This is a genomic window from Streptomyces sp. NPDC030893, assembly GCF_055571535.1.
In genome coordinates this window covers 323,837-348,365 of the sequence record NZ_JBVIFC010000003.1, presented here as the reverse complement: position 1 = coordinate 348,365, position 24,529 = coordinate 323,837, and the positions used below count along the sequence as shown (strand labels likewise).

General features: G+C 72.7%; 21 protein-coding genes. 13 read left to right on the top strand and 8 right to left on the bottom strand.

Going from position 1 to position 24,529, the window contains the following annotated elements; all coding sequences use genetic code 11:
- Positions 1-656 precede the first annotated feature (656 nt).
- From ACZ434_RS09180 to ACZ434_RS09150, 7 genes are all read left to right on the top strand, one after another.
- Positions 657-1,499 (top strand): nitrilase-related carbon-nitrogen hydrolase, encoded by an 843-nt coding sequence (locus ACZ434_RS09180; protein WP_468453456.1) that lies wholly within the window; start codon positions 657-659, stop codon positions 1,497-1,499.
- Entirely contained in the window at positions 1,496-2,782 is a 1,287-nt protein-coding gene (locus ACZ434_RS09175) for an aspartate aminotransferase family protein (RefSeq protein WP_468453454.1), read from the top strand. The genes ACZ434_RS09180 and ACZ434_RS09175 overlap by 4 nt, the downstream gene beginning before the upstream one ends.
- 29 nt (positions 2,783-2,811) lie before the next feature.
- Positions 2,812-4,374, top strand: coding sequence for a PucR family transcriptional regulator (locus ACZ434_RS09170; RefSeq protein ID WP_468453452.1), 1,563 nt, complete (start codon positions 2,812-2,814; stop codon positions 4,372-4,374).
- 156 nt (positions 4,375-4,530) lie between these two features.
- A complete protein-coding gene (locus ACZ434_RS09165) occupies positions 4,531-5,373 on the top strand; it encodes a nitrilase-related carbon-nitrogen hydrolase (RefSeq protein ID WP_468453450.1) in 843 nt (280 codons plus the stop codon).
- Positions 5,374-5,479: 106 nt separating this feature from the next.
- Complete coding sequence (gene hydA / locus ACZ434_RS09160) at positions 5,480-6,874, top strand: dihydropyrimidinase (RefSeq protein WP_468453448.1); 1,395 nt, start codon at positions 5,480-5,482, stop codon at positions 6,872-6,874.
- An 11-nt stretch (positions 6,875-6,885) separates the two neighbouring features.
- Positions 6,886-7,887, top strand: a complete 1,002-nt coding sequence (locus ACZ434_RS09155) for a TIGR03842 family LLM class F420-dependent oxidoreductase (protein ID WP_468453446.1) — start codon at positions 6,886-6,888, stop codon at positions 7,885-7,887.
- A gap of 34 nt (positions 7,888-7,921) precedes the next feature.
- On the top strand, positions 7,922-8,278 hold the full coding sequence (locus tag ACZ434_RS09150; protein ID WP_468453444.1) for a cytosine permease: 357 nt from the start codon (positions 7,922-7,924) through the stop codon (positions 8,276-8,278).
- Here the strand turns inward: ACZ434_RS09150 and ACZ434_RS09145 are convergent.
- The 7 genes from ACZ434_RS09145 to ACZ434_RS09115 all read right to left on the bottom strand — a co-directional run bounded on the left by ACZ434_RS09145 (position 8,208) and on the right by ACZ434_RS09115 (position 17,092).
- Positions 8,208-9,089, bottom strand: coding sequence for a CAP domain-containing protein (locus ACZ434_RS09145; protein WP_468453442.1), 882 nt, complete (start codon positions 9,087-9,089; stop codon positions 8,208-8,210). The genes ACZ434_RS09150 and ACZ434_RS09145 overlap by 71 nt on opposite strands.
- A 358-nt stretch (positions 9,090-9,447) precedes the next feature.
- The gene (locus ACZ434_RS09140; protein ID WP_468453440.1) at positions 9,448-10,113 is read right to left on the bottom strand and encodes a hypothetical protein; all 666 of its coding nucleotides are present in this window, start codon (positions 10,111-10,113) and stop codon (positions 9,448-9,450) included.
- 182 nt (positions 10,114-10,295) lie between these two features.
- A complete protein-coding gene (locus ACZ434_RS09135) occupies positions 10,296-11,360 on the bottom strand; it encodes a lipoate--protein ligase family protein (protein WP_468453438.1) in 1,065 nt (354 codons plus the stop codon).
- Between the two features lie 103 nt (positions 11,361-11,463).
- Positions 11,464-12,534, bottom strand: a complete 1,071-nt coding sequence (locus ACZ434_RS09130) for an ABC transporter ATP-binding protein (protein ID WP_468453436.1) — start codon at positions 12,532-12,534, stop codon at positions 11,464-11,466.
- A complete protein-coding gene (locus ACZ434_RS09125; protein ID WP_468453434.1) occupies positions 12,531-14,507 on the bottom strand; it encodes a dipeptide/oligopeptide/nickel ABC transporter permease/ATP-binding protein in 1,977 nt (658 codons plus the stop codon). Before ACZ434_RS09125 ends, ACZ434_RS09130 begins: the two co-directional genes overlap by 4 nt.
- Complete coding sequence (locus tag ACZ434_RS09120) at positions 14,507-15,457, bottom strand: ABC transporter permease (protein ID WP_468453432.1); 951 nt, start codon at positions 15,455-15,457, stop codon at positions 14,507-14,509. Before ACZ434_RS09120 ends, ACZ434_RS09125 begins: the two co-directional genes overlap by 1 nt.
- 81 nt (positions 15,458-15,538) lie before the next feature.
- The gene (locus ACZ434_RS09115; protein ID WP_468453705.1) at positions 15,539-17,092 is read right to left on the bottom strand and encodes an ABC transporter substrate-binding protein; all 1,554 of its coding nucleotides are present in this window, start codon (positions 17,090-17,092) and stop codon (positions 15,539-15,541) included.
- A gap of 203 nt (positions 17,093-17,295) precedes the next feature.
- On the opposite strand from ACZ434_RS09115, the gene ACZ434_RS09110 reads away from it, so the two are divergent.
- The 6 genes from ACZ434_RS09110 (at position 17,296) to ACZ434_RS09085 (ending at position 23,482) form a co-directional block, all read left to right on the top strand.
- Positions 17,296-18,048, top strand: coding sequence for a FadR/GntR family transcriptional regulator (locus ACZ434_RS09110; RefSeq protein WP_468453430.1), 753 nt, complete (start codon positions 17,296-17,298; stop codon positions 18,046-18,048).
- Between the two features lie 213 nt (positions 18,049-18,261).
- The gene (locus ACZ434_RS09105) at positions 18,262-19,284 is read left to right on the top strand and encodes an acetylxylan esterase (protein ID WP_468453703.1); all 1,023 of its coding nucleotides are present in this window, start codon (positions 18,262-18,264) and stop codon (positions 19,282-19,284) included.
- A 26-nt stretch (positions 19,285-19,310) separates the two neighbouring features.
- Positions 19,311-20,795: an exo-alpha-sialidase gene (locus ACZ434_RS09100; RefSeq protein ID WP_468453428.1), complete on the top strand. Its 1,485-nt coding sequence runs from the start codon at positions 19,311-19,313 to the stop codon at positions 20,793-20,795.
- A gap of 85 nt (positions 20,796-20,880) precedes the next feature.
- Positions 20,881-21,840 (top strand): dihydrodipicolinate synthase family protein, encoded by a 960-nt coding sequence (locus tag ACZ434_RS09095; RefSeq protein WP_468453426.1) that lies wholly within the window; start codon positions 20,881-20,883, stop codon positions 21,838-21,840.
- Positions 21,837-22,808 (top strand): ROK family protein, encoded by a 972-nt coding sequence (locus ACZ434_RS09090; protein ID WP_468453424.1) that lies wholly within the window; start codon positions 21,837-21,839, stop codon positions 22,806-22,808. Before ACZ434_RS09095 ends, ACZ434_RS09090 begins: the two co-directional genes overlap by 4 nt.
- Entirely contained in the window at positions 22,805-23,482 is a 678-nt protein-coding gene (locus ACZ434_RS09085; RefSeq protein ID WP_468453422.1) for an N-acetylmannosamine-6-phosphate 2-epimerase, read from the top strand. The genes ACZ434_RS09090 and ACZ434_RS09085 overlap by 4 nt, the downstream gene beginning before the upstream one ends.
- A 26-nt stretch (positions 23,483-23,508) precedes the next feature.
- Here ACZ434_RS09085 and ACZ434_RS09080 read toward each other — a convergent pair whose 3' ends face one another.
- Positions 23,509-24,255: a hypothetical protein gene (locus ACZ434_RS09080; protein ID WP_468453420.1), complete on the bottom strand. Its 747-nt coding sequence runs from the start codon at positions 24,253-24,255 to the stop codon at positions 23,509-23,511.
- Positions 24,256-24,529 lie beyond the last annotated feature (274 nt).

The window sequence follows — 24,529 nt, the reverse complement described above, 5'->3', positions numbered from 1 at the left end:
GGCTTGTGTGGGGGCGGGGGTGGCCCTGTCGGGGGAGGGTGCCCGCCTGATCGGGCCGGGGGCGCACGCACCCGTGACTGTGGTCGCCCGCTCGCCGGCGGTTTCCGCCGCAGGGCGGCGTGCGGTTGTCGTGGGTTTCCGACGCATGGCCAGGCGGCCACGCTGTCCGCCGTCCGGCTGCTCGTTCCGGTTGCCCGCTCGGCGCGGTGGGGGTTCCGCCGTACCGCGGGGTGAGCCGCCGTGGGACGGCTTGTGTGCGGGCGGTTCGCGCCGGTCGTGGGTTTCCGGCGTCCCGCCCGTGCGGTTGCCAAGGGCCGGGTGCCGTGCGGGCATGGCGGCGTGAGGGGACGGGGGCCGGTCCCCGTGCGGGGTGGGTGGGGAGGCGGCCCCGCTGCCGCCCGGTCGGACCGGTTCGCTCCGGGGCGGGTGTCGGGCGGAGACCGCGTTGCCCTGGCAGACGGGAGCGGGCGCCCCTCGCGGCGCGGCGAGTCGTCCGGAGGTCCGGCCGACTCGCCCACAGGGGTGTCAAACGTGATCGACTCCGCGGCCTTGACGACGATGGTCTTGGCAAGGCCGTCCGAGGGGCTTACGTTCGTCCCTCTACGACCCGTTTCTACGGGCGTAGAGGCGCTGACGTCGCGTCGAAGGAGCAGCTCATGACCCACGTCGTACGTGCCGCTCTGGTCCAGGCGACCTGGACCGGCGACACCGAGTCCATGCTGGCGAAACACGAGGAGCACGCCCGTGAGGCGGCCCGGCGGGGCGCGAAGGTCATCGGGTTCCAGGAGGTGTTCAACGCCCCCTACTTCTGCCAGGTCCAGGACCCCGGGCACTACCGCTGGGCCGAACCGGTCCCCGACGGACCCACCACCCACCGGATGCGGGAGCTGGCCCGCGAGACCGGCATGGTGGTCGTCGTTCCGGTGTTCGAGGTCGAGCAGCCGGGCCACTACTACAACACCGCCGCCGTGATCGACGCCGACGGCACCGTCCTCGGCAAGTACCGCAAGCACCACATCCCCCAGGTCAAGGGCTTCTGGGAGAAGTTCTACTTCCGTCCCGGCAACCTCGGCTGGCCCGTCTTCGACACCGCCGTCGGCAAGGTCGGCGTCTACATCTGCTACGACCGCCACTTCCCCGAAGGCTGGCGGCAACTCGGTCTCAACGGCGCCCAGTTGGTCTACAACCCGTCCGCCACCCACCGGGGCCTGTCGTCGTACCTGTGGCGGCTGGAGCAGCCGGCCGCGGCCGTCGCCAACGAGTACTTCGTCGCCGCGATCAACCGCGTCGGCCAGGAGGAGTACGGGGACAACGACTTCTACGGCACCAGCTACTTCGTCGACCCGCGCGGACAGTTCGTCGGTGACGTCGCCAGCGACAGCAAGGAGGAACTCGTGGTCCGCGACCTCGACTTCGGCCTCATCGACGAGGTGCGGCAGCAGTGGGCCTTCTACCGCGACCGCCGCCCCGACGCCTACGAAGGGCTGGTACGGCCGTGACCGACGACCTGCTGGGCCGCCACCGCTCCGTGCTCCCCGACTGGCTCGCCCTCTACTACGAGGAGCCCCTCGAGATCACCCACGGCGAGGGACGCCACGTCTGGGACTCACGGGGCAAGCGCTACCTCGACTTCTTCGGCGGCATCCTCACCACCATGACCGCCCACGCCCTGCCCGAGATCACCAAGGCGGTGAGCGAGCAGGCCGACCGGATCGTCCACTCCTCCACCCTCTACCTCAACCGGCCGATGGTGGAACTCGCCGAACGCATCGCCACGTTGAGCGGCATCCCGGACGCCCGGGTCTTCTTCACCACCTCCGGCACCGAGGCCAACGACACCGCCCTGCTGCTCGCCACCACCTACCGGCGCAGCAACACGGTCCTGGCGATGCGCAACAGCTACCACGGCCGCTCCTTCAGCTCGGTCGGCATCACCGGCAACCGCGGCTGGTCCCCCACCTCCCTCTCCCCGCTCCAGACGCTCTACGTCCACGGCGGCGTGCGCACCCGGGGCCCGTTCGCCGCGCTCGACGACTACGACTACGTCGCGGCCTGCGTCGACGACCTCAAGGACCTCCTCGGCCACACCCGCCCGCCCGCCGCGCTGATCGCCGAACCGATCCAGGGCGTCGGCGGCTTCACCTCGCCCCCCGACGGGCTCTACGCGGCCTTCCGCGAGGTGCTGCACGAGCGGGGCATCCTGTGGATCGCCGACGAGGTGCAGACCGGCTGGGGCCGTACCGGCGAGCACTTCTGGGGCTGGCAGGCGCACAGCCGCAGCGGGCCGCCCGACATGCTCACCTTCGCCAAGGGCATCGGCAACGGCATGTCCATCGGCGGGGTCGTCGCCCGCGCCGAGATCATGAACTGCCTGGACGCCAACAGCATCTCGACGTTCGGCGGCACCCAGATCACCATGGCGGCGGGCCTGGCCAACCTCACCTACCTGCTCGATCACGACCTGCAGGGCAACGCCCGCCGGGTCGGCGGACTGCTCATCGAGCGGCTGCGGGCCGCCGCCGCCCACGTCCCGGCCGTCCGGGAGGTGCGCGGACGCGGGCTGATGATCGGCATCGAACTGAGCCGGCCCGGCACCGACGAGGCCGACCCCGAGGCGGCGTCCGCCGTCCTGGAGGCGGCCCGCGAGGGCGGCCTGCTCATCGGCAAGGGCGGCGGACACGACACCAGCGCCCTGCGCGTCGCCCCGCCGCTGTCCCTCAACGTCGCCGAGGCCGAGGAAGGCGCCGACATCCTCGAACACGCGCTGCGCAGCATCCGGTAGGAGCGGTACCCGAGCGGGAGGACGCTGCCATGACCACCTGGGAGCCACCGGCACCGGCCCTCTCGGTCCGGCAGGTCCTCGCCCTGGAGCGGGTGCTCGCCGGGGAGCCCGAGGTGGTGGCCGGCGCGGGCCGGCTGGACCGGCCGGTGCGCTGGGTGCACGTCGCCGAGGCGGCCGACGTCGGGGTGATGCTCAGCGGCGGCGAGATGGTGCTCACCACCGGGGTGCTGCTCGCCGGTGACGAGGTCAAACAGGCCGAGTACGTCCGTTCCATGCACCGCGCCGAGGCGTCCGCCGTGGTCCTCGGACTCGGCCGGGCCTTCCCGGCCCCGCCGGAGGCGATGCGGCGCGTGGCGGAGCGGTGCGGACTGCCGCTGGTGGTGCTCCACCGCCCCTTCCCCTTCGCCCAGTTGACCGAGGAGGTGCAGTCCCGGCTGGTGCGGCGCAAGTTCGCCGCCGTCAGCCTCTCCGAGGCCGTCCGCACCGAACTCACCGCCCTGATCACCACCGGCGCCCCGCTGCAGCGCCTGCTCGACGAGGTCGCCCGGCACAGCGGCTGCCCCGTCGTCGTCGCCAACCTCGCCCACCGCGTCCTCGGCACGGCGGGGGAGCGGCCGGCCGTGGACGACGTCCTGCGCGACTGGGAACGCGTCGCCCGGCAGGCCGGCGGCAGCGAGGGCGACGGCTGGATCCGCGCCGAACTCGGCGGGCGGGGCGAGCGGTGGGGCCGGATCGTACTGTGCGGCTACCGGGGCGACACCGCCACCGGACGGCTGCTCGCCGACCGGGCCGCCGAGGCCCTCGTCCTGCACCGCATGCTCGGCGGCGGCGCCGCCCGCTCCTGGGAGGAACAGTCCGCGCGGAGCCTGCTCACCGACCTGGTCGGCGGTGTCGTACCGGCCCGGCAACTGCTGCCCAGGGCGCGCGCGGCCGGGCTTCCGGTGAACCGGCGCACCTTCGTGCCGCTCGTCGTACGCGGCCGGGACGCGGCCCGGCTGGACCGCGTACTGCGTCTGCTGGGACTGCCCGGGATCGCCGCCGAACTGGGCGACACCGCGACCGCCGTCCTGCTCAGCCTCGCCCGCGACCAGGACGCCGACGCCCTCACCGGCCACTTCGCGGCCCGGCTGCGCGCCGAGCCGGGAGCCGGGCCCGCCGTGGTGGCGGCGGCCGCCGCCCGCGTCTCCTTCGACGACGTGCCCGCCGGGCTGCGCGAGGCCCGGCACGTCGCCGACGCCGTGGCGGACTCCGCCGCCGCGCTCGACCTGCCGCCCGTGGTCCGTCTGCGCGACGTCCATCTGCGGGGGCTGATCCGGCTGTTGCGGGACGACCCCCAGGTGCAGTCCTTCGCGGAACGGGAGCTGGACGGCCTGCTCCGCGACCCGGACGAGGACCTGCTGTCCGTGCTGCGCACCTACCTCGCCACCGGCCGCAACAAGTCCCGCACCGCCCAGCTCCACCACGTCTCCCGGCCCGCGCTCTACCGCCGGCTGGAAGCGATACAGGCCCGGCTGGGCGTGGACCTCGACGACTTCGAGCAGGCCGCCTCGGTACACATCGCGCTCCTCGCGCACGACGCGCAACAGCGCTGAAACAAGCGACCCACCAGCGACAACGGCGGTGACACATGGGCTCGTCGACGGGTGACACGGTGACACGCCGCACCCCCGCGGACGTGACACGGTGCAACTCACGGCAGGCTCGTCCCCTCCCTAGGCTCACCGCACACCGAGCGACCGGAGGTCCCGATGAGCCGAGTGATCCGTGCCGCCGTCTTCCAGACCGCCTGGACCGGCGACAAGGAGTCGATGATCCAGGTCCACGAGCAGGCCGCCCGCGACGCCGCCGCCCAGGGCGCCCAAGTGCTCTGCTTCCAGGAGCTGTTCTACGGGCCGTACTTCTGCCAGGTGCAGGACCCGGCGTTCTACGAGTACGCCGAACGCATCCCCGACGGGCCGATCGTCCAGCGCTTCCAGTCCCTCGCCCGGGAGTTGGGAATCGTCCTGGTCCTGCCGATGTACGAGGAGGAACAGCCCGGCGTCCTCTACAACACGGCCGCAGTGATCGACGCGGACGGCTCCTACCTCGGCAAGTACCGCAAGACGCACATCCCCCAAGTGAGGGGGTTCTGGGAGAAGTTCTACTTCCGCCCGGGCAACAGCGGCTGGCTCGTCTTCGACACCGCGGCCGGCAGGGTCGGCGTCTACATCTGCTACGACCGCCACTTCCCCGAGGGCTGGCGCGCCCTCGGGCTCGCGGGCGCCGAGATCGTCTTCAACCCCTCGGCCACCTCACGCGGCCTGTCCGGCTACCTCTGGCAACTGGAGCAGCCCGCCGCGGCCGTCGCCAACGAGTACTTCGTCGGCGCCATCAACCGGGTGGGCGTCGAGGAGTACGGCGACAACGACTTCTACGGCACGAGCTACTTCGTCGACCCGGAGGCCCGGTTCGTCGGCGACGTCGCGAGCGACAAGGAGACCGAACTCGTCGTCCGCGACCTGGACATGGCCAAACTCAGGGAGGTCCGCGACCGCTGGCAGTTCTACCGGGACCGCGCCCCGGGCACGTACGGCCCCCTGACAGCGCCCTGAAGAGCGGCACACCCCCAGGAGCGCGGGACCGTATCCCCTGTGCGGCTGCCGCCGCGCGGGCGCGACCAGCCACCCACCACCCGCCCCCGACACCGCGAGGAGCGACATGAGCACCCGCACAGTCATCCGCGGAGGCCTCGTCATCACCGCCTCCGACGAGATCCACGCCGACGTCCTGATCGAGGACGGCCGCATCACAGCCCTCGCCGCCGCAGGCGTCCTCACCGCCGACCCCGACCGCACCATCGACGCCACCGGCAAGTACGTCATCCCGGGCGGCGTGGACGCCCACACCCACATGGAGCTGCCCTTCGGCGGCACCTTCGCCTCCGACACCTTCGAGACGGGCACCCGGGCCGCCGCCTGGGGCGGTACGACCACCATCGTCGACTTCGCCGTGCAGAGCGTCGGCCGCTCCCTGCGCGAGGGCCTGGACGCCTGGCATGCCAAGGCGGAGGGCAACTGCGCGATCGACTACGGCTTCCACATGATCGTCTCCGATGTGAACCAGGAGACGCTGAAGGAGATGGACCTGCTGGTCGAGGAGGGCGTGACCAGCTTCAAGCAGTTCATGGCGTACCCGGGCGTCTTCTACTCCGACGACGGCCAGATCCTGCGCGCCATGCAGCGCTCCGCCGAGAACGGCGGGCTGATCATGATGCACGCCGAGAACGGCATTGCCATCGACGTGCTCGTCGAACAGGCCCTCGCCCGCGGGGAGACCGATCCCCGCTACCACGGCGAGGTCCGCAAGGCGCTCCTGGAGGCCGAGGCCACCCACCGGGCCATCCGGCTCGCCCAGGTCGCCGGCGCCCCGCTGTACGTCGTGCACGTCTCCGCCACCGAGGCGGTCGCCGAACTGGCCCGCGCCCGCGACGAGGGCCTCAACGTGTTCGGCGAGACCTGCCCGCAGTACCTGTTCCTGTCCACCGACAACCTCGCCGAGCCCGACTTCGAGGGCGCCAAGTACGTGTGCAGCACCCCGCTCCGGCCGAAGGACCACCAGGCGGCACTCTGGCGGGGCCTGCGCACCAACGACCTCCAGGTGGTCTCCACCGACCACTGCCCCTTCTGCTTCGCCGGCCAGAAGGAACTCGGCCGCGGCGACTTCTCCAGGATCCCGAACGGGCTGCCGGGCGTGGAGAACCGGATGGACCTGCTCCACCAGGCCGTCGTCGACGGGCACATCTCCCGCCGCCGCTGGATCGAGATCGCCTGCGCCACCCCTGCCCGGATGTTCGGCCTCTACCCGAAGAAGGGCACCATCGCCCCGGGCGCCGACGCCGATGTCGTGATCTACGACCCGGCCGCCGAACAGGTCATCTCCGCCGACACCCACCACATGAACGTCGACTACTCGGCCTACGAGGGCAGGCGGATCACCGGCCGGGTCGAGACCGTCCTCTCCCGCGGGGTCCCCGTCATCACCGGGCGGGAGTACACCGGGCGTGCCGGACACGGCGTCTACACCCCGCGTTCCACCTGCCAGTACCTCACCTAGGAGCCCCGCGCATGGACTTCGGACTCGTCCTCCAGACCGACCCGCCGGCCTCGCGGGTGGTCAGCCTGATGAAGCGCGCCGAGCGCAACGGCTTCAGCCACGGCTGGACCTTCGACTCCGCCGTGCTGTGGCAGGAACCCTTCGTCGTCTACAGCCAGATCCTGGCCAACACCACGAAACTGAAGGTCGGCCCGATGGTCACCAACCCGGGCACCCGCACCTGGGAGGTCACCGCCTCCACCTTCGCCACCCTCAACGACATGTTCGGCAACCGCACCGTCTGCGGTATCGGCCGCGGGGACTCCGCGATGCGGGTCGCCGGACGCAGGCCCAACACCCTGGCCCGCCTCGGTGAGGCGATCGACACGATCCGCGACCTCGCCGAGGGACGCGAGGCCGAGGTCGACGGGCAGCGGCTGCGCATCCCGTGGGTGAAGGAGGGCAGCCTGCCCGTCTGGATGGCCGCGTACGGGCCGAAGGCGCTCGCCCTCACCGGACGGAAGGCCGACGGCTTCATCCTCCAGCTCGCCGACCCGTACCTGACCGAGTGGATGGTGAAGGCCGTACGTGCCGCCGCCGAGGAGGCGGGACGCGACCCCGCCTCCGTCACCGTCTGCGTCGCCGCTCCCGCCTACGTCGGTGACGACCTGGCGCACGCCCGGGAGCAGTGCCGCTGGTTCGGCGGCATGGTCGGCAACCACGTCGCCGACCTGGTCTCCCGCTACGGCGAGCACTCCGGCATGGTCCCCGAGGCGCTGACCGCGTACATCAAGGAACGGCACGGCTACGACTACAGCCACCACGGGCGGGCCGGCAACCCGTCCACCGACTTCGTGCCCGACGAGATCGTCGACCGGTTCTGTCTGCTGGGCCCGGCCGAGGCGCACATCGAGAAGCTGAGGACACTGCGCGAACTGGGCGTGGACCAGTTCGCCGTCTACGACATGCACGACGCGCAGGAGACGACGATCGACGCCTACGGCGCGGAGATCATCCCGGCACTCAGCCGCTGAACCCGTACCTCCGCCTCCGCCGAAGGGCACGCCCATGACCGCGACCGTCCCGCCCACGCCGTCCGACAGACCGATACCCGACCCGGCGGGACGCGTCGAGCTCCCGCCGGGCACCACCCTCACCGACAGCCGCTTCGTCAACGACGACCTGCTGCCCGTGCCGCTGGCCCGGCGCCGCTGGACGACGTACAACTTCACCGCCCTGTGGGTGGGGATGGCACACAACATCCCCTCGTGGCTGGGCGGTGGGTCTCGCCGCGTCGCTCGTGGTGTACGTGGCGCTGATGGCGGGGCGGCGGCGGGCGTGAGCCCGCGGTCGGCTACCGGGACGTGCCGAAGTCCTGGGTCCAGTAGTCGCCGGGCTGCGCGTGGCCGACGCCGATCTCCTTGAACGCGCAGTTGAGGATGTTCGCCTTGTGGCCGGGGCTGGTCATCCAGCCCTGCATCACCCGCTCGGGCGTGGAGTAGCCGTAGGCGACGTTCTCGCCGTAGGTGCTCCAGGTGTAGCCGGCGCGGGTGATGCGGTCACCGGGGGAGGAGCCGTCGGAGCCGGTGTGCGACATGGTGCCGCTCGCCGCCATGTCCTCGCTGTGGTCCTGCGCGGCCTTCGTCAGGGTGGAGTTCACCTTCACCGGGGAGCAACCGGCCTTGCCGCGCTCGGCGTTGACGAGTTCCACCACCCGGGCGACGGCGCCGGACGCGGCGGGACCCGGGGCGGTGGTGGTGGGCTCGGGAGCCGCCGTGGTGGGCTTCGGGGCGGGAGTGCTGGGCTCGGGAGCCGCCGTGGTCGGCTTCGGGGCGGGGGTGGTGGGCTTCGGGGCGGCCGTGGTGGGCTTCGGGGCGGCCGTGGTGGCGGGCCGGGAGGGGGAAGCCCCGGGGGCCTTCTTCGTCGGCTTGTGCGACGGCTCGGTGCTGCCCGGCTTCGGCGCGCCGGGCTTCGACGGGCCCGGCGTGGCGGCCGGGGTGTCCGACGGTGCCGGCGAGGGCGTGCCGTGCTGCTGGCCGCTCCACTCGCGGTACCAGCCCGGACCGCCCCACCGGTCGTGGTCCAGGGCCGGCGCGGCGCCGTCCCTGCCCTGCCGTTCCCCGCCGCCGGGCCAGTCGGTACAGGCCATGGCGACCGAGGGTATGCCTATGACGCCGATGGCGACTGCCGCGACGACCGTCCGGCGGTACTGCTGCTGATGGCGGTGCTTTCCCATGCGTGACCTCACCCCTGCTGTCCGGAGGCTGGTCATTCTTGGGACGGCCCGGCACCGGGCGCAAAGAGCCTTCCTACTACCTCGCCTCGTAGGTCCCCGGGGGTCTTGCGGCGGGCGGAAGAGCGTGCCGACCCCCTGGTGAGGGGCGGCCCGGACGGCCTGCCGCCCCGTCAGAATCGCCCGCACCGCGAAGAAGACCCGATGCCCGGCCCCCGGCCGCACCGCCCCTCCTCCCCGCCCGGGCCGGTTTCACGGCAAGACGGACAAGTCCCCCATGTCGTCGGGGCGGTTCCTACTAAGCGACCCGCACAGATCGGAAACGCGGTGTGACAGATGTCACGGAACCGTCAATTCCGGATCACTTCGGAGCGTTCCCCAGGGCGGCGACCGCCTCCTTCGCGGCCTTGATCGCCCCCTTGTTGATCTCGTCCGTGCCCGGCGCCTTCTTCGACTCGAAGTCGCTGCCGTTGTACGTCACGATCACCAGCGCGTTGGCGGCGCGCGCCAGCACCACGCCCTCGCGCGTCTGCTGCTTGTCCTCGGTGGTGAGGTTCACGACGGAGTACGCCGCGTCCCCGAGCCCGGGCACCTCGCCCCCGCCGCTCTTCTCCCCCAGCCGCCCCTGGTACGACTCCTCCGCCGCCTGGTCCGACTCCAGCACCTCGTAGGAGACGTCGAGCCAGCGGTACTCGTAGCCCTTGAGCGCGTTCCAGGAGCAGGTGCGGCGCAGCTCGGAGTCGGTGGACGGTATCTCCTTGCCGGCCGTCTTGGCCCCCGGCACAAGGGACTTGACACTCTTCTCGGCGATGCTGTCGCACGGCGCCGGCGCGGCGGCGTACGTCTTCACCGCCTGGGTCTCCGAAGGGGCGGAGGCGGACTGGGTCTTCGTCTTCCGGGCCGGCTCGTTCTCGGCGGCCTGGGGCGCGGCCAGCGGGCCGGACGACAGCGCCCAACCCGCCGCGGCGAGGACGACCACCGGGGACAGGCGCGCGGTCAGGGCGATCGGCAGAGGAAAGGAACGCACGGCGCACTTCTCGTGGGGTTGGTGCGGAAGGGGCCCGCACTGCGGACGGGACGCCAGTGTCACACGCATTGTTGTGGCGCGGAAGGGTCAACTCGCTCCGTAGGCGCGTGGTGACGGGGGCGTACCGCCCGGGCGGGCCGGTTGCTCGGATTCCTCTGGGAAACAGCGGATTTGGACGCGCGTCAGGGCACGCGCGCGATCCACTCCGGCGAGGTGAACTTCGTCCGCGCCAACTCCCGCGCGCGGGACAGCTCCTCGTCGGTGACCTTGCCGGAGGCGAGCCCGTACCGGGCGCGGAAGGAGTCGATCATCCGGTCGATGACCGCCTCGCGCGGCAGACCGGTCTGCCGGCGCAGCGGGTCCACCCGCTTCTTCGCGCTCCGGGTGCCCTTGTCGGACAGCTTCTCCCGCCCGATGCGCAGCACTTGGACCATCTTGTCGGCGTCGATGTCGTACGCCATCGTCACGTGGTGCAGCACCGCGCCGGGGCCGCCGTCCTGACCGACGAGCCGCTTCTGCGCCGCGCCGGCGATCTTGCCCTGGTCGGTGGCGATGTCGTTCAGCGGCTGGTACCAGGCGCGGATCCCCAGCTCACCGAGCGCGCCGAGCACCCAGTCGTCGAGGTAGGCGTAACTGTCCTGGAACGACAGCCCCTGCACCAGCGACTCCGGCACCGACAGCGAGTACGTGATCGTGTTGCCGGGCTCCACGAACATCGCGCCGCCGCCGGAGATCCGGCGCACGACCTCGACGCCGTGCCGTCCGGCGCCCTCCGCGTCGACCTCGTTGCGCAGCGACTGGAAGCTGCCGATGATCACCGCCGGGGCGCCCCACTCCCACACCCGCAGCGTCGGCGGACGCCGGCCCGCGGCGACCTCGGCGGTCAGCACCTCGTCGAGGGCCATGTGCAGCGCGGGGGGCTGCGGGCCCTCGTGGACGAGCTGCCAGTCGTAGTCGGTCCAGTCGGTGGCACGGGCCAGCGCGCGGCGGACCGCGACGCCGACGCCCTCCGAGGTGAGCCCGTACATCACGGTCCCCTCCGGCAGGGCCGCGTCGATCCGCGCCGCCAGACCGGCGGCGTCGGTGTCGGCGGGGGCGCCCTCCAGGGCGCGGTTCACGGCGTCCAGCGCCTCATCGGGTTCCAGGAAGAAGTCCCCCGCCACGCGCACGCGGCGCAGCGCCCCGTCCTCCACATCCACGTCCACGACGACCAGCTTGCCGCCGGGAACCTTGTACTCACCGTGCACCGCTCCGCCTTTCCCTCAACTCCGCACCCGGAAACACCGGCGGGGGCGGGAATGTTCCCCGCCCCCGTTCCGGTCCCCGTTCCCGGACCCGCGTACCGGCAGGTCAGACGGCGGCCGGCACCGCTCCCTCCTGCGGGTGCACGCAGTGCCAGCGGTGTCCGTCCGGGCCCTCGGAGGCGGCCGGGAACGCGGTGGCGCACGCGTCGTCCGCCTTCCAGCAGCGGGTGCGGAACGGGCAGCCGGAGGGCGGGTTGGTCGCCGAGGGCACCGGGCCGTGCAGCACGATCCGCTCGGGACGCTCCAGCAGGCTGGGCGTGGCCGACAGCAGCGCCTCGGTGTACGGGTGGCGGGAGTCCCCGGAGACCTGGGCGGCCCGGCCCTCCTCCACCACCCGGCCCAGGTACAGCACCGCGATGCGGTCGGCCAGGTAACGCACGGTCTGCACGTCGTGGGAGATGAAGACCATGCCGAGACCGAGCCGGGAGCGCAGGTCGACCAGGAGGTTGAGGATCTGCGCGCGCACCGACACGTCCAGGGCGCTGGTCGGCTCGTCGGCGACGATCAGCTCCGGCTCCAGGGCCAGCGCGCGGGCGATCGCCACCCGCTGGCGCTGGCCGCCGGAGAGCTGGCCGGGCAGCGCCCCCAGGGTGTGCCCGGGCAGGCCGACAAGGTCCAGCAGCTCCTCGACGCGCTGCTCGCGCTCCGCCCGGGTGCCGCGGCCGTGCACGTCCAGCGGGTCGCGCAGGATCCGCCGTACGGGCAGGCGCGGGTTGAGGGCGGTGGACGGGTCCTGGAAGACCACGCCGACACTGGCCCCGAAGCGGGTGCGGCGTTCCGCGGCCGGCATCTCCCACAGGTCCTGGCCCTTGAAGTACACCCGGCCCTCGGTCGGCCGCTGGAGCCCGGTGACCACGCGGGCCAGGGTGGACTTTCCGCACCCCGACTCGCCGACCAGGCCGAGGATCTCGCCGCGCCGGACCTCCAGCGAGGCGTCGGTCAGGGCGTGCACCGCGTCCCGGCGCAGGATGCCGCCGCTGCGCGCCTTGTGCCGGACGTGGATGCGGTCGAGCCGGACGAGCGGGTCCGCCGCGGTGGCCGGGGAGCCCGCCGTACGGTCCAGGGGGTCCTTCGTGGTGGCCGGCTGGTCCATCGTGGTGTCCTTCGGGGCGGTCATCGGGCACCCTCCAGCGACTTCGCCGACGGGCGCACGGGCGCCGGGTGGTGGCAGGCGAACAGGTGGTCCGGCGCGCCGTCGCGGTCGGCGGCGGGCGGCGGGGTGGTGGCGCACAGCTCGGTCGCGGCGGCGCAGCGGGAGGCGAACCGGCAGCCGGCGCCGAACGCCTTGGGCGCCGGCACCACACCGCGGATCTGGTGCAGCCGCCGCGCGCCCGCCTCCAGCGAGACGACGGAGCCGAGCAGGCCCCGGCTGTAGTGGTGCGCCGGGTCCGTCAGCAGGGCCCGGGTGTCGCCGGCCTCGGCGACCTGGCCGGCGTACATCACCGCGACCCGGTGGGCGAGGTCGCCGACCAGGGCCAGGTCGTGCGAGACCAGGACCATGGCGAAGCCGAGCTCGTCGCGCAGCTTCACCAGCAGTTCGACGACCTGGGCCTGCACGGTCACGTCGAGCGCGGTCGTCGGCTCGTCGGCGATGAGCAGCCGCGGGCTGCGGGAGAGCGCCATCGCGATGAGCACGCGCTGGCGCTGGCCGCCGGAGAGCTCGTGCGGGTAGCTGCGCAGGGTGCGCTCGGGGGAGAGGCCGACCAGTTCGAGCAGTTCGGACGGGGTGCGGGTGCCGCCCCGGGAGGTGAGCCGCTTGAGCTGGGTGCCGATCAGCACCGACGGGTTCAGCGACGACATGGCGTCCTGGTAGACCATCGCGATCTCCGGGCCCATGAGCGCCCGGCGCTCCTTCGGCGACAGTTTCAGCAGGTCGCGGCCCCGGTAGAGGATCTCGCCCGCGGCCTCGGCGTTGCGGGCCAGCAGGCCCATGATCGCGAGGCTGGTGATGGACTTGCCGCAGCCGGACTCGCCGACCAGGCCCAGGGTCTCGCCCTCGCGGACGGTGAAGGAGATGCCGTCGACGACGCGGATGTCGCCGTAGCGGTCGGGGAAGCGGATCGCCAGGTCGCGGACGACGAGCAGGTCGGGGGCGTCCTCGGCCAGCGGCGGCACCGCGGGCTCCATGGCCTCCAGGCGGGTGGCGAGACGGGTGAGCGCGGCGTCCACGTCGGCGCGGTCGGCGGCCGGCGCGGCCTCGGCGGCGGTCTTCACGGCGGGGTCGCCGCCGTCGGCGCGGGCCTTGTCCGGGGAGGCGGCGGCGTCCGTCATGCCCTCGGACAGGACGTTCAGCGCGAGCACCGTGATCAGCAGGCACAGACCGGGGAAGAGGGTCGCCCACCAGCCGCCCGAGAGCAGGATCTGCCGGCCGTACGCCAGCACGCTGCCCCAGCTGGGGTCGGGGTCCTGCACACCGGCGCCGATGAAGGACAGGCTCGCCTCGAAGATGATGGAATCGGCCACCATCACGGTCGCGAACACCAGCACCGGAGCGGCGCAGTTGAGGGCGACGTGCCGGGCCACGATGTAGTGGCGGCGGGCGCCGATGACCTGCTCGGCGGCGACGTAGTCCTCGCCGTACTGCTCCAGCACGTTGGCCCGTACGACACGGGCGAGCGAGGGCGAGTAGACGAAGGCGATGGTGAAGATGATGACCGGGACGCTGGGACCGAACACGGCGACCAGCACGGCGGCCAGCGCGATCGGCGGGAACGACATCACGACGTCGAGCGTGCGCATCACCGACTCGTCGGCGAACTTGCGCGAGGTGGCCGCGAGGGCGCCGAGCACCGAGCCGATGACCAGCGCGAGCAGGGTCGCGCCGAGGCCGATGACGAGGGAGTAGCGGGCGCCGTGGACGACCCGCGCGAACACGTCGCGGCCCGCCCGGTCGGTGCCGAACCAGTGCTCGGAGCTCGGCGGCAGGGCGGGCGTGCCGGTGGTGAGCGGGTCCTGGGTGAGCAGCGGCGCGAAGACCGCTCCCAGCACCACGACGAGGAGGATCCCGAGGGCGATCCGGGAGGGCACGGGCAGGCGGCGCAGGCGGGTGCCGGGCTTCAGCCGCTCGGCGAGGGAGCGTGGGGCGAACATCACACCGTCCTGATGCGCGGGTTGACGAGCAGGTAGAGCAGGTCGACGACGACGTTGACCACGAGGAACGCGATGGCGATGGTGAGCACCGTGCCCTGGACCAGCCCGACGTCGCCCCCGTTGACGCCTTCGAGGATCAGCTTGCCCATGCCGGGCAGGTCGAAGATCGCCTCGATGACGACGGCGCCGCTGAGCATGTAGCCGACCTTGACGCCGAGCACGGTCAGCGGGGTGACCAGGGCGTTGCGCAGCACCGACCGGATGATCAGGAACGGCGGCAGGCCGCTGCCCCGGGCGGTGCGCACGTAGTCCCGGTCGAGTTCGGCGACCATCGCGGTGCGGATCAGCCGGGCCAGCGAGGAGGCGACGGGCAGGGCGAGGGCGACCGCGGGCAGGGTCATGCTCTCCAGCCAGCCGCCGAAGGAGTCGGCCGGATTGACGTAACCGCCTGTCGGGAACAGCGGCATGTTCAGCGCGAACTGCTGGATGAGCAGCACACCGAGCCAGAACGAGGGCAGGGCGATGCCGGCCATGGACAGCACGCGGAAGACCTGGTCGGGCCAGCGGTCCCGGTACATGGCGCTGGTGACGCCGAGGACCAGGGCCAGCACGACGGCCAGCGTGAGACCGAGCAGCGTCAGCTGAAGGGTGAGCGGGAACGCGGTGGCGATCCGGTCGGCGACGGGCTGGCTGGGGGGCACGGTGACCCCGAGGTCTCCCTGGACCAGATCGGTCAGGAAGGCGAAGTAGCGCACCGGCAGCGGGTCGTTGAGACCGTGCGCCTCGGCGAACGCGGCACGCGCCTCGGGGCTCGCGCTGTCCCCGAGCGCGTTGTACGCGGGGTCGACCGGTGAGAACTGCAGCACCACGAAGACCAGCAGCGCGATGCCGAGCACCATCACCGGCATCATCGCGACGCGGCGCAGCGCGAGCCGGAGGAATGCAACCATCGTGAGGTTCCTAGGGGTTGTGGCCGGTCCGCCGCCGCCCCCGTGGCGCGGCGGCGGACCGGCGACCTGTGCGGGTGGGGCTCAGGCGCGGCCGACGTCGACGAAGGACAGACCGGTCGTGGGCAGTGGCTTGAAGCCCTGCAGCGCTCCGTCCCGCCAGGCGGTGGGCAGCTTGCGGTGCAGCACCGGGTAGAGGGCCGCCTCGTCGGAGACGAGGTCGGTGACCTGGCCCCACAGCTCCTTGCGCCGCTCGGCGTCGGCCTCCGAAGCGGCCTTGTCCAGGAGGGACTTGACCTGCTTGTAGGCGGGGGTGCCGGTCCAGCCGTACCGCTTCTCCGGCCAGAAGCCGTAGTAGAACCAGCGCAGCAGCAGGTCGGCGTCGTTGCCGAAGACCGACGGGTCGCCGGGCGCGGCCAGCACCTCGAAGTCGCCCTTGTCGACCTTGGCGTACTGGGCGGGGGACTGGGCGATGTCCAGCTCGGCGTCGATACCGGCCGCCGCCCAGCTCTCCTTGATCAGCGGCGCGATGTCCTTGACCCAGCCGGTGTCCGTGACCAGGAGGGTGAAGGAGAGCTTGCCGACGCCCGCCTCGTCGAGCAGCTTCTTGGCCTTGGCGAGGTCGTGGCCGTACACGGTGGCGGCCTTGCGGTAGTCGGGGTGCGTGGCCTGGACGTACCCGGTGGCCGGCTCGGCGTTGCCCAGCAGAGCCGTGGAGATGATCTTCTCGGTGTCCAGCGCGTAGTGCAGCGCCTGGCGCACCCGCTTGTCCGCGAAGCGCTTGTCCTTGCAGTTGAACATCAGGAAGAGCAGGCCGAAGGACTGGACGGACTCCACCTTGTCCTGGCCCGTGAAGCCCTTGACGTCGATGTAGGGCACGTCCTCGATGGCCTGGACGCGGCCGGACTTGAGCGCGCTGACCCGGGCCGACGGGTCGGACATCAGGTACCAGACCATCTTCTTGGCCTTGGCCGGGTGCGGCCCGTTGTACTTGTCGTACGCCTCCATCACGATCTTGTCCTCGCGGACCGCCGAGACGAAGCGGTACGGGCCCGAGCCGACCGGCTTGGCGTCGAAGGCCTTGGCGTCGGCGCCGGCGATCTTCTTCGGCACGATCCGCACCACGGCTATCCGCGACGGGAAGAGCGCGAAGGGGTGCTTCAGCCTGAACTCGACCGTCGAGGTGTCGACCGCCGTCACCTGGTCGATGAAGGGCACGAACTGCGCCATCAGCGAGGCGTTCTTCGGGTCGAGGACCCGCTCGAAGCTGAAGACCACGTCCTCGGCGGTGACCGGGGAGCCGTCGTGGAAGGTGGCATCCTTGCGGAGCGTGGCCCGGTAGGTGGTCGCGTTGATCTTCTTCGGCATCTCGGTGGCCAGCGTCGGCCGGGCGACGAGCGTGGCCGGGTCGAGGTCCACCAGTCCCTCGAAGATGTGCATGTTGGCGGCGAACGGGGTCGCGCCGGAGGTGATCATGGGGTCGAAGCCCGTGGACAGCGGGTACGAGAGCCCGGCTTCGATGGTGTCGGTGCCGCCGCCGGAACCGCCGGAGTCGTCACCGGTGCTGCTCGGGCCGCCGCAGGCGGACAGGCCCGCGGTGATCGCGGTCGCCACACCGATGGCACTGGTGTATCTCATGAAGGTGCGGCGGTCGACGCCGGCTGCGCTGCGCGGTGACAAGGAACCCTCCTGGCGGGGAGTCTGACGGGCGAGGAAGCGGAATGGCTGGTTCTTTACGAAGGGGCTGGCGCGAACGTATCTCGTTCAGGATGCATCAGACGTCTGATGTCTGATGCTTGATAGCGTGGGAACGTAGTCGGGCAAGGGAGAGGGGTCAAGAGGTGGCGGTGGGACAAAGGGCGATTCGGGGTGCTGCACCGGAGCCCAGAGCGGCACGACAACCGCTGCGGCAGGAGGTCGTCGACGGGATCAAGTCGTACATTCTCCGCAATGAGCTGCGCCCGGGGGATCCGCTGCCGACCGAGCCCGCCCTGTGCGAGGCGCTCGGCGCCAGCCGTTCCAGCGTGCGGGAGGCCATCCGGATCCTCACCGCGCTCGACATCGTCGAGGTGCGGCACGGCCACGGCACCTATGTCGGCCGGCTGAGCCTGTCCGCCCTGGTGGAGAGCCTGGCCTTCCGCGGTCTGCTCAGCCCCGACGACGACTTCCAGGTGATGAGCGACCTCATCGAGGTGCGCGAACTGTTCGAGCGCGGCATGGCGGAGCGGCTCGTGGAGTCCCTCAGCGGCGAGCAGATCGACCGCCTGGCCGCGCTCGTCGACGACATGCGCCGGGCGGGCGCCGGGGAGGGGCACGGCTTCGTCGAAGCGGACCGGGCCTTCCACACGCTGCTCCTCGCCCCTCTCGGCAACGACCTCATCGGGCAGCTGTCCTCGGCGTTCTGGGACGTCTACGTCATCGTCGCGCCGCACCTCGACGTCTTCACCCACGAACACGAGGCCGCCACCATCGCCAACCACCAGCGCATCGTGGACGCCGTGCGCGACCGCGACCCCGCCGAGTTCGCGGCCGCCCTCACCGAGCACTACGCGCCCGTACGGCACCGGATCGCGGAGGCGCGGGCCCGGCGCTGACCAGGCACTTCCACGGCGGAGGCAGCCCCGGTGCGGGGGTGCCTCCGCCGTGTCGTACCGGCGTCCGGCGGCCGGCCGGACCGGCGGGCGGGGGCACTTGACGGTCGTCTTCCGGATCTCTAGGGTCCCAGGACAACAGACATCAGACGTCTGCTCTTGACCCGATTCGCTGCGCTGCGCCGCGCGCACGCCTCACCCACCGGGGCCCTCTCCATGCCACTGACGGACCTCACCCTCGCCGAGTGCCTCGCCCTCCGGCCCGACCTCGACGAACCCGCCGACCTCGACGCGTTCTGGGACCGGACCCTGCGAACGGCCCGCGCGACCGGCGCGGCCCCCCGCTTCACCCCCGTCGACACGGGCCTGACCCAGGTCACCACCTACGACGTCACCGTCCCCGGCTTCGCGGGCGAACCCGTCCGGGGCTGGCTGCACCTGCCCGCCGGGGCGGACGGACCGCTCGGCTGCGTCGTGGAGTTCCTCGGCTACGGACGCGGCCGCGGCCTGCCGCACGAGCAGGTGCTCTGGGCGAACGCCGGCTACGCGCACTTCATCATGGACACCCGCGGCCAGGGCTGGTCCACCGCCGGGGGCGACACCCCCGACACGGTCTCCCTCAACGGCGACGTCCCCGGCTTCCTGACCCGGGGCGTCGACAGCCCCGACAACCACTACTACCGGCGCGTCTACACCGACGCCGTGCGCTTCGTCGAGGCCGCCCGCGCCCACCCGGCCGTCGACCCGGACCGCATCGTCGTGACCGGACACAGCCAGGGCGGCGGCATCTCGCTCGCGGTCGCCGGACTCGTCCCGGGCCTCGCCGGCGTCATGCCCGACACCCCGTTCCTGTGCGACATCCGCCGCGGGGCACTGATCGCCGGCGCGCCCCCCTACACCGAGATCGCCGAGTACCTGAGCCTGTACCGCGACCGGACCGAGACCGTCCTCACCACCCTGTCCTACGTCGACGCGGCCCTGCTGGCCTCCCGCGCCACGGCACCCTCGCTCTTCTCCATCGCCATGATGGACGACATCTGCCCGCCCTCCACCTGCTTCGCCGCCTACCACCGCTACGGCGGCGCCAAGGACCTGCGGGTCTACGAGTTCAACGGCCACGAAGGCGGCGGCGGCCACCACCGCCGCGAGCAACTCACCTGGGTCCGGGAGCGGTTCACCGCCACCCGGTCCCTGGACGACCCCGGAATCTCCACCCTGCACGATCCCCAGCTCGCCTGACCCCTCACCCGAGAAGAGGCCCGTTCATGCAGCGTAGAGTCACCCTGGCCACCGTCACCGCGGGCGCCACCCTGGCCCTGCTGGCCGCCGGCACCCCCGCCGCGCACACGGCCGGCCGGCAGGCCGCCCCCGCTCCCGGCACCCTGGTCTCCCAGAACATCGCCACCGCCGGCACGGGCTCCCCGTACTACCGCATCCCCGCCTTGACCCGCACCACCAAGGGCACCCTGCTCGCCGCATACGACGCCCGCCCCACCCTCGGCGACCTGCCCGGCAACCTGGGCGTGGTGCTGCGCCGCAGCACCGACGGCGGTGCCACCTGGCAGGCCCAGCAGGTGATCCGCAAGGAGGCCGCCCCCAAGGGCTTCGGCGACCCGAGCCTCCTCGTCGACCGGGAGACCGGCCGCGTCTTCGTCTTCTACGCCGCCTCCGTGAACCAGGGCTTCTTCGGCTCGGCCACCGGCAACGACGAGAACGACCCGGACGTCCTGCAGGCCGACTACAGCTACTCCGACGACGACGGCGTGACCTGGAAGCACGAACGGATCACCGCCGAGATCAAGAACCCGGCCTGGGCCGGCATCTTCGCCGCCTCCGGCGAGGGCATCCAGCTGCGGCACGGCACCTACAAGGGCCGGCTCATCCAGCAGTACGCCATCCGCAACAACGGCGCCAACTACGCGGTCAGCGCCTACAGCGACGACCACGGTGCCACCTGGCGGATGGGCACCCCCGTCGGCCCCGGCGGCGACGAGAACAAGACCGTCGAACTGTCCGACGGCCGCGTCATGCTCAACAACCGCTCCAAGCCGTACCGCACCGTCGCCTACTCCACCGACGGCGGTGTCACCTACACCCCGTTCCAGCAGGACACCGAACTGCCCGACCCGGCCAACAACGGCTCCGTCATGCGTTTCGCGCCGGACGTGCCCGCCTCGCATCCGCGGGCCTCCTGGCTGATGTTCAGCAACACCGCGAACTCGGGCGGCCGCAGCAACCTCACCGTCCGGCTCTCCTGCGACAACGGACGGAACTGGCCCGTGCGCAAGACCGTCGAGCCGGGCGGAGCCGCCTACTCGACACTCACGCAGCTCAGCGACGGCACCGGCGCCAACCCCCGCGTGGGCATGCTGTGGGAGCGGGGCGGCGTCAGCCACATCACCTACTCCTCCTTCGACCTCCAGTGGCTCGGCGGGGTCTGCGCGCCGGTCACCGTCACCCCGCCCGCCTCCCTGCCCGCCGGGAAGACCACCACCGTCACCGTCCGCGTCGTCAGCCAGAACGACGTCACCCTCCCCGGCGGAACGGTCTCCCTCGCCCTGCCGGCCGGCTGGAGCGCCCCCGAGGTGGCCGTCCCCGCCCTCAACCCGGGCCAGGGCGCCAACATGAAGATCCCCGTCACCGTCCCCGCGAACACCGCCGCGGGCAGTGTGAAGGCCACCGCGGAATACGAAGTCCGCGGCCGGCAGCACTCCTACGGCGACACGACGTTCACCGTCACCGCGTCGTAGGGCCACGGGCCGCCCGGCGCCGGCAACCCCGGCGCCGGGCGGCCCGTCCACCCCGTACCACCACTCGCAAGCCCCAGGAGACACCATGTCCTCGTCCCAGCCCCTGCGCGGCGTCGTCCCGCCCGTCTGCACCCCCCTGGACGCGTCCGGAGAGGTCGACACCGCCTCGCTCACCCGGCTCGTCGAGCACCTCGTCGGCGGGGGAGTGCACGGGCTGTTCGCCCTGGGCTCCAGCAGCGAGGTCGCCTTCCTCACCGAACGGCAGCGCGCCGTGGCACTGGAGACGGTCGTCGAGGCCGCCGCCGGCCGCGTCCCCGTGCTCGCCGGGGTCATCGACATGACCACCCCCCGCGTCCTCGTCCACGCCGAGGCCGCCCGCAAGGCGGGCGCCGACGCCCTGGTGGCGACCGCCCCCTTCTACGCCCGCACCCACCCCCGCGAGATCGCCCTCCACTTCCGCACCGTCCGCGAGCGGTCCGGCCTGCCGCTGTACGCCTACGACCTCCCCGTCTCGGTGCACAGCAAGCTCTCGCCCGCCCTGGTGCGCGAACTCGCCGAGGACGGCACACTGGCCGGCCTCAAGGACAGCAGCGGCGACGAGGGCGGCCTGCGCCGGCTCATCGTCGCACTCGGCGGACGCCACGGCCGTGCCGACGGCCCCGCCCCCGCCTTCAGCATCCTCACCGGCTCCGAACTCACCGTGGACGCCGCCCTGCTGGCCGGCGCCGACGGCGTCGTGCCCGGCCTCGGCAACGTCGACCCGGCCGGTTACGTACGCCTCTACGAGGCCGTCCGCGGCGGCGACTTCGACGGCGCCGTCAAGGAACAGGAGCGGCTCGTCGAGCTGTTCGGCATGGTCGACGCCGGACCGGAGAACGAGATGGGCCGCAACTCCTCCGCGATCGGCGCCTTCAAGCACGCCCTGCGGCTGCTCGGGGTGTTCACCGAGGGCACCACCGCCGCCCCGCAGATCCAGCTGGGCGACGCCTCGGTCGCCCTCGTCGAGGAGCGGCTGCGCGGCGCCGGCCTGCTCCCGGTCCGATGACGGCACCGCACCCGGACGACGCCGGCCCGGTGATCGGCCTCGACCTCGGCGGTACGAAGATCGCCGCCGCCCTCGTCGCGGCCGACGGCACCGTCCTGGCCCGCCACTCCCTGCCCACCCCGGCGACCGAGGGCGCGGAGGCGGTGCTCGACGCGCTCGCCGAGGCCGCCCGGACGGTGTGGACACCGGGTACCACGGCCATCGGCGTCGCCGCCGCCGGGGTCGTCGACCCCGCCACCGGCACCGTCACCAGCGCCACCGACACCATCCGGGGCTGGGCCGGCACCGCCCTGGCCACCGGCCTCGCCGGGCGCACCGGCCTGCCGGTCGCCTGCGACAACGACGTCCGCGCGGCGGCGGCGACGGAACTGGCAGGCCCGCACGGGGACGCCGACGGGCCCGGGATCACCATGATCTACGCCGCCGTCGGCACCGGCGTGGGCGGTGCCGTCGCCGTGGACGGCCGGATGCTGCACGGGGCGGCCGGGATCGCCGGACACCTCGGACACCTGCCCAGCCCCGAGGCCGACGGACTGCCCTGCACCTGCGGCGCCACCGGGCACCTGGAGGCCATCGCGGCGGGCCCCGGCATCACCGCCCACTACACACGGATGAGCGGAGTCCCGGCCGACCGCCTGGAGACCGTGGCCGCCCGGGCCGCCGAGGGCGAACCGCACGCCACCGCCGCCATCGTCCTCGGCGCCCGGGCCACCGGCCGCGCCCTCGGCGGCCTCGCCAACACCCTCGGGGCCGACCGCGTGGTCGTCGGCGGCGGCGTGCCGCGCATCGGCGCGCTGTACACGGACGCCCTGAACGCGGGATTCGCCGCCGAACTCATGGCCCCCCTGCGCACGTTGCGCCCCGTGCCGCCGCGCGGCGGACCCGACGCCGCGGTCCTCGGCGCGGCCGCGCTGACCCGCACCCTGCCCCTGCACCACCCCCACACCACCACCGGAGCCCCACGATGACCCCGCCCCTGGCCGACGCCCTCGAGGGCCGACTGATCGTGTCCTGCCAGGCCCCGCCCGGCGACCCGATGCGGCACACCGACACCCTGGTCCGCATGACCCTCGCGGCACAGGCCGGCGGCGCGGCGGCCGTCCGCGTCAACGACCCCGACGTCGTCGCGGCCACCGTCGCGGCCGTCGCCCTCCCCGTGATCGGCCTGTGGAAGGACGGCGACAGCGGCGTCTTCATCACCCCGACCGTGCGCCACGCCCTCGCCCTCGTGGACGCCGGCGCCACGGTCGTCGCGGCCGACGCCACCGCCCGCCCGCGCCCCGACGGCAGCACCTTCGCCGAACTCGTCGAGGCCGTCCACGCCGCCGGCGCCCTCGTCATGGCCGACGTGTCGACCTTCGACGAGGGCCGTACGGCCGCCGAGCAGGGCGCCGACTTCGTGGGGACGACGCTCTCCGGCTATGTGCCGGGCTCGCCGGTGCAGACCGCCCCGGACCTCGCCCTCGTCGCCGACCTCGCCGCCGCGCTCACCGTCCCGGTGATCGCCGAGGGCCGCATCGCCACCCCGGAGCAGGCCGCCCAGGCCCTCGCGGCGGGCGCCTCGAGCGTCGTCGTGGGCACCGCCATCACGGCCCCGACCGCCCTGACCAAGGCGTTCGTGAACGGTCTCGGACGGCCCTGACCGACCCCGGCCCGGGGCCGCCCTCCTCAGTACCCGTGGGGCGTGGCACGGGGCTCGCCGCAGCGTTCGTACAGCGCGCGCACGACCGCCAGCCATGCCGCTCCGGGCAGCTCGGGGATCCGGTCGTGGCGGGCGTAGACGAGGAGCTCCTGGAGGATCCGCTGGGCACCGTCCTCCGCGTCCGACGCGACCGTCCGCAGATAGTGGGCGATCGCGTCGGCGTGGGCGTCGGCGCGCGGCTCGACGAGCCAGTGGAAGAACCAGCCGACCATGTGGGCGACCCGCTGCGCGTGCAGTTGCCGCAGGGACTCCTCCTCGGGCGCCGGGGCGACCTCGAACCCGCTGGCGAGCAGCCGGCGCAGCAGGTCGTGCGCGGCGTCGTCCGAGCGTACCGCTCCGGGGAGCCGTGACAGGACGATGTTCTGCGCCGCGTACGGCATGCGCTGGGCCAGCAGGTCCAGCAGGTCCTCGTGGTGGACCCGGTCCAGGCGTTCCTCGACCGCGCGACGGAGGTCCTCGTGGTGCCCCGAGGGGTTCACCGCGCAGGTCAGGTCGTCCACCAGGCGCCGGATCTCCGCCGTGCCGGCGCGCTCCCGTCGCTCCCTGCGACCCAGGGAACGGCGCTTGGGGACGGACCGCTCCGTGTTGTGCCCGTCGAGGAACGCCGGCAGCGCGTCCATTTCCAGCAGGGACCGGTGCGCCGAGGTCAGCCGGTCCGCGGGTACCCCCTCCGGCTGCCGCACGTCCATGCCGCCGTCGGCGGACCGCGGCATGGACGCCGGCGGCGCGGCGGGAGGCGGCGGGTACACGGCCGGGTCCGACGCGGACGCCCAGGGCGGGGGAGCGGGGTACGCGTCCGGCGGTGGCGGCGGAGGTGGCGGTGGCGGTGGCGGTGGTCCCTCGACGGGGGGTGGAGTGCCGGGGTGTCGTCCACCGACGTGTGGCGTGCCGCCGTGGTGCCCGCCGAGGTGTTGGGCGCCGTCATGGTGCCCACCTGTGTGTGGTGTGCCCCCGTGTTGCCCGCCGACGTGTGGGGCGGCGCCGTGT

Coding starts and splice junctions, on each gene's coding strand:
- ACZ434_RS09150 (WP_468453444.1), top strand. CDS start 7,922: ATGACCGCGACCGTCCCGCCCACGCCGTCCGACAGACCGATACCCGAC.
- ACZ434_RS09130 (WP_468453436.1), bottom strand. CDS start 12,534: ATGACCGCCCCGAAGGACACCACGATGGACCAGCCGGCCACCACGAAG.
- ACZ434_RS09155 (WP_468453446.1), top strand. CDS start 6,886: ATGGACTTCGGACTCGTCCTCCAGACCGACCCGCCGGCCTCGCGGGTG.
- ACZ434_RS09095 (WP_468453426.1), top strand. CDS start 20,881: ATGTCCTCGTCCCAGCCCCTGCGCGGCGTCGTCCCGCCCGTCTGCACC.
- ACZ434_RS09165 (WP_468453450.1), top strand. CDS start 4,531: ATGAGCCGAGTGATCCGTGCCGCCGTCTTCCAGACCGCCTGGACCGGC.
- hydA (WP_468453448.1), top strand. CDS start 5,480: ATGAGCACCCGCACAGTCATCCGCGGAGGCCTCGTCATCACCGCCTCC.
- ACZ434_RS09090 (WP_468453424.1), top strand. CDS start 21,837: ATGACGGCACCGCACCCGGACGACGCCGGCCCGGTGATCGGCCTCGAC.
- ACZ434_RS09170 (WP_468453452.1), top strand. CDS start 2,812: ATGACCACCTGGGAGCCACCGGCACCGGCCCTCTCGGTCCGGCAGGTC.
- ACZ434_RS09085 (WP_468453422.1), top strand. CDS start 22,805: ATGACCCCGCCCCTGGCCGACGCCCTCGAGGGCCGACTGATCGTGTCC.
- ACZ434_RS09115 (WP_468453705.1), bottom strand. CDS start 17,092: ATGAGATACACCAGTGCCATCGGTGTGGCGACCGCGATCACCGCGGGC.
- ACZ434_RS09180 (WP_468453456.1), top strand. CDS start 657: ATGACCCACGTCGTACGTGCCGCTCTGGTCCAGGCGACCTGGACCGGC.
- ACZ434_RS09105 (WP_468453703.1), top strand. CDS start 18,262: ATGCCACTGACGGACCTCACCCTCGCCGAGTGCCTCGCCCTCCGGCCC.
- ACZ434_RS09100 (WP_468453428.1), top strand. CDS start 19,311: ATGCAGCGTAGAGTCACCCTGGCCACCGTCACCGCGGGCGCCACCCTG.
- ACZ434_RS09080 (WP_468453420.1), bottom strand. CDS start 24,255: ATGCCGCGGTCCGCCGACGGCGGCATGGACGTGCGGCAGCCGGAGGGG.
- ACZ434_RS09145 (WP_468453442.1), bottom strand. CDS start 9,089: ATGGGAAAGCACCGCCATCAGCAGCAGTACCGCCGGACGGTCGTCGCG.
- ACZ434_RS09120 (WP_468453432.1), bottom strand. CDS start 15,457: ATGGTTGCATTCCTCCGGCTCGCGCTGCGCCGCGTCGCGATGATGCCG.
- ACZ434_RS09125 (WP_468453434.1), bottom strand. CDS start 14,507: ATGTTCGCCCCACGCTCCCTCGCCGAGCGGCTGAAGCCCGGCACCCGC.